This window comes from Streptomyces albidus (ex Kaewkla and Franco 2022), from assembly GCF_013870515.1.
GTDB classification, from domain to species: Bacteria; Actinomycetota; Actinomycetes; order Streptomycetales; family Streptomycetaceae; genus Streptomyces; species Streptomyces albidus.
Genome location: NZ_JACBXA010000302.1, coordinates 1 through 6,179 on the forward strand (window position 1 = coordinate 1; position 6,179 = coordinate 6,179).

Annotated in this window: 6 protein-coding genes; 2 read left to right on the plus strand and 4 right to left on the minus strand. The window is 72.3% G+C overall.

Going from position 1 to position 6,179, the window contains the following annotated elements:
- Nucleotides 1-45 precede the first annotated feature (45 nt).
- Nucleotides 46-1,953 (plus strand): hypothetical protein, encoded by a 1,908-nt coding sequence (locus tag H5J26_RS27270; RefSeq protein WP_181768633.1) that lies wholly within the window; start codon nt 46-48, stop codon nt 1,951-1,953.
- A 98-nt stretch (nt 1,954-2,051) separates the two neighbouring features.
- On the opposite strand, the gene H5J26_RS27275 is transcribed toward H5J26_RS27270, so the two are convergent.
- Nucleotides 2,052-2,489: a VOC family protein gene (locus H5J26_RS27275; RefSeq protein WP_181768634.1), complete on the minus strand. Its 438-nt coding sequence runs from the start codon at nt 2,487-2,489 to the stop codon at nt 2,052-2,054.
- Nucleotide 2,490: 1 nt separating this feature from the next.
- Nucleotides 2,491-3,099: a DinB family protein gene (locus H5J26_RS27280; RefSeq protein WP_181768635.1), complete on the minus strand. Its 609-nt coding sequence runs from the start codon at nt 3,097-3,099 to the stop codon at nt 2,491-2,493.
- 61 nt (nt 3,100-3,160) lie between these two features.
- Here H5J26_RS27280 and H5J26_RS27285 point away from each other — a divergent pair, with 61 nt between their 5' ends.
- Entirely contained in the window at nt 3,161-4,132 is a 972-nt protein-coding gene (locus H5J26_RS27285) for a helix-turn-helix transcriptional regulator (RefSeq protein WP_181768636.1), read from the plus strand.
- 11 nt (nt 4,133-4,143) lie between these two features.
- On the opposite strand, the gene H5J26_RS27290 is transcribed toward H5J26_RS27285, so the two are convergent.
- Nucleotides 4,144-4,647, minus strand: coding sequence for a hypothetical protein (locus tag H5J26_RS27290; protein ID WP_309238087.1), 504 nt, complete (start codon nt 4,645-4,647; stop codon nt 4,144-4,146).
- Nucleotides 4,644-6,005, minus strand: coding sequence for a molybdopterin-dependent oxidoreductase (locus H5J26_RS27295; protein ID WP_181768637.1), 1,362 nt, complete (start codon nt 6,003-6,005; stop codon nt 4,644-4,646). The genes H5J26_RS27290 and H5J26_RS27295 overlap by 4 nt, the downstream gene beginning before the upstream one ends.
- Nucleotides 6,006-6,179: the final 174 nt, after the last annotated feature.

The following is a 6,179-nucleotide window of genomic DNA, read 5'->3' on the forward strand; positions in this document are numbered from 1 at the left end:
GGCCCGGGATGTCGTAGAGCATCACCGGGAGATCGGTGGCGCACCGTGCGTCCCTCCCCGGTGCACGGGCACGACACGTACCGGCTGCGCGAAGAACCGGATCTCGGCGCCCTGTGGACGTACGCGGACCGGCAGGAGGACGGCTCCTTCCGGCGTATCGGCGGCGGTGCCCTCGACCCGGACACCGGGCACTACGAGCAAGGCGCCTACAACGCGGACGACATGGCACGCGCCGCCGTCGTCTACCTGCGGCACTGGAGCGGCACGGGCGCACGCTCCAGCCGCCGCTCCGCCCGCGAACTGCTGCGCGGGCTCTGCTATCTCCAGACGACCGAGGGGAGCGACGCCGGGAACATCGTCCTGTGGCAGCAGGCCGACGGCACCCTCAACCGCAGCGCCCTTCCCCCGGAGACCCCTGACCCGTCCGACTCCGGCCCGTCCTACTGGCTGGCCAGGCTGATCTGGGCACTCGGAGAGGGCTACGCCGCCTTCCGGCACAGCGAGCCCGCCTTCGCGGGGTTCCTGCGCGCCCGCATGGAGCTGGCGTTGGACGCCCTCGACCGCGGCGTGCTCACCCGCTACGGGACCTGGGAGGTCGCCGACGGGCGCCGCGTGCCCGGCTGGCTCATCACGCACGGCGCCGACGCCTCCTCCGAGGCCCTCATGGGGCTGACCGCCTACGTCTCGGCGAGCGGCGACGCGCGCGCCCGTACGGCCGCGGCCCAACTCGCGGAGGGAATGGCCGCGTTGAGGGCCGGCTCCGCCGGAAGCTGGCCCTACGGCGCGCTCCTTCCCACCGCCACGTCCGTCTCCCAGTGGCACGCCTGGGGTGCGCAGATGCCCACCGCGCTGGCCTCGGCGGCCGAAGTCCTCGGCCGTACCGAGTTCTTGGAGGCGGCGCTGGCGGACGCGGCGGGCTTCACTCCCGAGTTGCTGACGGGCGGCGGGTGCGACAACGGCTGGCTGCCGGCACCCGTGGACCGTACGCAGATCGCCTACGGCGTCGACGCCCGTCTCCAGGCTCTCCTCACGGTGGCACGCAGCGGCGGATCCCCGGGGCTCTACCCGCTCGCAGCGCTCACCGCCGCCTGGTACTTCGGTGCGAACGCGGCCGGGGAGGCGGTCTACGACACCGCCACCGGTGTCACGTGTGACGGTGTCGCACCCGACGGGAAGGTCAACCGCAACTCCGGCGCCGAGTCCACCATCCACGGCCAGTTGTCCATGCTCGCGCTCGACTCCCTCCGGGGACGCGCCCGTTCGGCCACCCCGCACGGCCTGAACGGAGTCGAGCAGCGCGACGGTCTGCGCGTACTGGAGGCCGAGAAGGGAAAGCTGACGGGCTCGGCTGCCGTGGTGCGCCCGGAGTCTCCCTGGACCGGGGAGTCGCAGTACAGCGGCGACGCATACGTGGCCCTGCACGACGGGGACGGCATCAACTGGACGCTCCCGGACGGGAATTCGCCGTTGCTCGTCTCCCCGGTCGTCGATCTGGTGGCTGAGCGCGGAGCGGGTTCGACCGTCTGGCGTCACGGCTCACAACTGGTCGGCCGCGTCGATCACGGCACCGGTGGAGAACAGGGCATCAGTGAGGCGCCGGGCGCGCTGACTCCGGTGTCACTGCCCGCCGTGGTGAAGCCGGGTGTGCGGCTCGCAGCCCGCGCCGAAGGGGTGGGCGGGAGCGCTCTGCGAGTGGACTCGCTGCTGGTACGGCCGGTGGTCTCGAAGCTCGTCGTGTCCGGGCCCTCGAGGAGCCTCGCCCTGATGAGCAACGGCCACTCGCAGACGCGCACGGCGAAGGTCGTGCTGCCGGGAGAGGGGCCCGTCACCGTCGATCTGTACGACGACCGGGCCCGTCCCCTCGGCAGCAGTACCGGCGGCGGCTCGACGACCGAAGTGGACGTCCCCGCCCACGGGTTCGCGATCGTCAGCCGGCACGGGGACGGCGGCTGAGCGGCCGGCGGGCCTGCGCGTAGGCCCAACCGGCCGTCCCTGGACGGGAGTTGCGACCGGACTGCGCGTACGGCCTCATGCCGCCGGCCGCCCGCTGATCAGTCGAGGCAGAACTCGTTGCCCTCGGGGTCGGCCATCACGATGTGGCCGGCGCCGAGCGGCGGAGCGGGCTCGTGGCGGCTGAGGCGGGTGGCGCCGTGGGAGACGAGCCGCTCGGCCTCGGCCTCCAGGGCCGCCATCCGCGCATCGCCCTCGAGGCCGGGGGCGGCTCGCACGTCGAGGTGCACACGGTTCTTGGCCTGCTTGGGCTCCGGCACCCGCTGGAAGAACAGCCGCGGTCCGGCGCCCTCGGGGTCGACCACCGCCGAGGCGTCGTTGCGCCTCTCGGGCGGCACGCCCATCGCGTCCAGGGCCTGCTCCCACGAGTCGAATCCGCCGGGCGGGTCCTGCAGCCGGTAGCCGAGGGCCTCGGCCCAGAAGGCCGACAACCCGCCCGGGTCGGCGGCATCGAAGGTGAATTGCACGTCGCGGGCCATCTCAGCTCGCCTCCTGTCGGATCTGCCTGGGGGTGTGACGGTCGGTGTGCCGGTGGCTGTGCAGGTGGAGGTCGCGGAGCAGGCACACCTCGGCAAGATGGTGGATCAGCTCACGGTTGATGTGCAGCACGAGCGCCGCCAGAGGGCGCGCGGCGTACGGCCCCTCCGCCTCCCCGCACGGGCGGGCGAGACCGGCTTCGCCGAGGGTCTCGACCCCCGCCTGCCACTCGGCGAACTCCGCGTCGAGCTGGGCCAGCGCCGCTTCCGCGGTCTCGGCGTACTCGAACGACTGGTAGTCGGTGGGTGCGCGGCCGAAGTGCGCGGCGTTGCGTACCGCCAGCACGCCGACGATCACGTGCCCGAGTCGCCAGGCGATCGTCGTGAACGGCGGCGGGTCTGGCTGGGGCATCGCGAAGTCGATGGTCATCGCGCCGGACCCGGCCTGCGCCGGTACGGCACCGGTGCCGCGCGGGCGCACGCTCCAGCAGCCGGGCTGCGGCTCCCAGAAGTACTCGTCGTCGGTGAGCCCGTCGAGGCGATCGCGCAGCTGTTTGGCCCAATGCCAGTCGATCTGCTCGCGGAGCAGGGGATTCCAGGTCTGGTCGGTCATGGGTGGAGCCTGGCGCATATAGCGGACAGGATCGTTCCGCGATCTGTGGAACGATGAACGCATGACCGTCGAGGGGACGATCGAGCGGGTGCTGCGGCTGCTGGCGCTGCTTCAGCGGCGCTCGTCGTGGACCGCCGCCGAGCTCGCGGACGAGCTGGGCGTCACCGACCGCTCGGTCCGCCGCGACGTGGACCGGCTGCGGGCCGTCGGCTACCCGGTGCACGCCACAGCGGGCGTCGGTGGCGGCTATCAGCTCGGCGCCGGCACCCGGCTGCCGCCTCTCCTCCTCGACGACGAGGAGGCGATCGCGACGGCGGTCTCCCTGCGCATGGCTTCGGGCGGCACCGTCGCCGGAGCGGGCGAGGCGGCCTTGCGAGCTCTCACGAAGCTCGACCAGGTGATGCCGCCACGGCTGAGGGGCGAGGTGCGGGCGGTGCACGGCGCCACCGAGACCCTCGTCGGCCCCGGGATCGAGATCGACGCGGAGCTCCTGGTGACGCTCGCGCGGGCCTGCCGCGACGCCGTGCGGGTGCGCTTCCGGTACGCCGGACGCGACGGCGGGGAGCGCGAGCGCACGGTCGAGCCGGTGCGGATGGTCGCCACCGGCCGCCGCTGGTACCTGATGGCCTGGGACGTCGACAGCGACGACTGGCGCACTTTCCGGCTGGACCGGATGCAGGAGGTGGTGGCGAGCACCTGGCGCTTCCGGGCGAGGGAGCATCCGGACCCGGTCGCCTACGTGCAGCGGTCCGTGACCGCTGCGCCGTACCGGTACCTCGCCCGGGTGCGGGTGCACGCGCGGCCCGAGCAGGTGCGGGAGCTGGTGCCGCCACAGGTGGGGCGCGTCGAGGACGACCGCGACGGGTGGTGCGTACTAGTCGTCGGCGGGCAGGACCTGGACTGGCTCGCCGTGCACGTGGCCCGGCTGGGCTTCGAGGCGGAGGTGCTGGAGCCTCCGGAGCTGCGAGAGACGGCGGCCCTGCTCGCCCGCCGCGTCGCGGCGATGGCCGGGGAAACCCTCCCGCCCGGCTGAGAACCTTCTCCCTATTGCTCGTTCCCTCCCCCGGGCCGCCGCCCACGCAGCGCGCTCACCACCAGGCACAGCGCGGAGAGAGCGAAGAGCACGGCGGTGATCAGCAGCCAATTGCCCCAGTAGATCGCGGCGTTGAGCCCCGTGTAGGCGGCGTAGCGGTCGACCTGGTTCAGCACCAGGGGCCACCAGACGGCCAGGAGCAGCAGGGAGATGAAGGCGGGCACGCGCACGTAGTTGACCCGTTTCCGCATCGTGCCGGCCCCTCGGGCGCCCGCTCCGGGAACGCGCAGCAGCAGCGCCTGAAGGGCCCGGTCGGTGACCGTATAGAGGGGAAGCAGGAGCAGGTCGTGCACGAGCGCCGCCCCGACGAACCAGACCGCCACCATCAACGCGTCGTCCTCCAGCAGCCTGATGCCGGCGTATGCGGTCAGGGCGAACGAGCACAGCACGAGGAGCAGATGCAGCGGCGAGGCACCGTAGCGGGCGCGGAAGCCGTCCAGGAGGGGGCTTGTCACGAGGTCGCTCCGAAGGTCAGCCGGGTGACCCACTTGGTGTTGTGCACACCGGGGTTGGCCGGGACGATGATCCGCGCCGGGTAGCCGTGGTCGACGGAGAGCACGGCGCCGTTGACCCGCAGGGCGAGCAGCGACCTCGGGTCGCGCACCTGGTTGTCGCGGAGCGCCGTGGAGCTGAAGGCTCCGCCTCGCTGCACGGACTCGACGAAGACACCGGGCGGGTCCGTGCGCAGCCCGACCATGGCGGCCAGTTCGGCGAGCCGCACTCCGCTCCACTGCTGATCGCCCGTCGACCACCCTTCGACACAGGCGATGGGCAGCGACGCCGCGTGCTGCTGAAGGTCCATCAACTCCCCCCGGCTGAGGACGACTTCACGGTCGTCGTGGCGGACCGTCAGCCTCCAGCGGTCCGAGATGTCCCGCGCCCTGATCCCCACGCTCGAGGCGGTCTTGTTGATCTGGAAACCGTTCGGCCCCGATCCGGGGTCGCGGTTGCGCGGGGCCAGCAGCGCCGCCTCCCGCAGCGGTCCCCCGATGCTCTGCCCCGCCGTCACCACCAGCAGTACGAGCGAACCCGCCCCCACCATTCCCAGCGCACCCCGCCGCGACATCGTGGGCGGTGACGGATCGGGGGCGACGAGGCCGGTCGCGTCCGCGGGCTCGGACTCCGTCCGCTCGGCGGGGGTCTTCAGCTCGTCGCGCATCCGGCGGCTGCGCAGCGCCCGCACCATGACCGGGACGCGGAAGGAGATGTGGACGACGAAGGCGCCGATGAAGACCCAGGCGCCGTAGAAGTGAAGCGTGTAGAAGGAGCCCGGGAAGATGTACTGCAGCTGCACGTTGAGCAGTCCGGTGACGAACTCGAAGAGCGCCCCGCCGACGAGCAGGATCAGCGACAGCCTGTCCAGGGCGTGGCCGAGCGAACGCAGCGGCGGCCAGGAGAACAGCTTCGGGATCACCGACCAGAGCTTGGCGAGCAGCACCGGCACCAGCACGACGCCGAGCGTGACGTGCACGCCCTGTGTGAAGCGGTAGAGCCAGGCCGGATCGGTGGGCCAGGGGAAGAGGTAGAAGCCCAGCAGACCCTTGCCCGGCGTCGTGTCGTTGGTGGCGCCCAGCCCCGGGTTGTAGGCCGCGTACGAGAGCAGTCCCGTCACGAAGAGCACCGTGATGCCGACGAGCAGGATCAGCCCGAAGACCGATGTGAGCCACGGCCCCCGCAGCGGGCTGCGCCAGAACTCCGCCCGCGTGGGCCCTGGGGGTGGCTCACCGTGTCGGGCGGCGACGTCACCGGGCGGGCGGGAGCGCCTGTGACGAGGGGAGCGGGGTGGCTTCCCGCCAGGGTCGCTGGCCTCCATGTCGGTCCTCTCCGCGGTCCGGCGGCGGCTCTTGACGAGCCGTCAGAGGGACCATATGCCGCGAACCGGGAGCATCCCGGTAGGAGGACGGCGAAGACCGCGGACAGTGCGCGGGCACCCGTACCGGAGTGGCAGCGCACGGATGCGACCGTCTCGCTGCGTCCGTCGCCGTCG

What these genes read in the sequence shown, in the direction of transcription:
- H5J26_RS27280 (WP_181768635.1), bottom strand. Translation starts at nt 3,099, where the DNA reads ATGACCGACCAGACCTGGAATCCCCTGCTCCGCGAGCAGATCGACTGG.
- H5J26_RS27275 (WP_181768634.1), bottom strand. Translation starts at nt 2,489, where the DNA reads ATGGCCCGCGACGTGCAATTCACCTTCGATGCCGCCGACCCGGGCGGG.
- H5J26_RS27285 (WP_181768636.1), top strand. Translation starts at nt 3,161, where the DNA reads ATGACCGTCGAGGGGACGATCGAGCGGGTGCTGCGGCTGCTGGCGCTG.
- H5J26_RS27295 (WP_181768637.1), bottom strand. Translation starts at nt 6,005, where the DNA reads ATGGAGGCCAGCGACCCTGGCGGGAAGCCACCCCGCTCCCCTCGTCAC.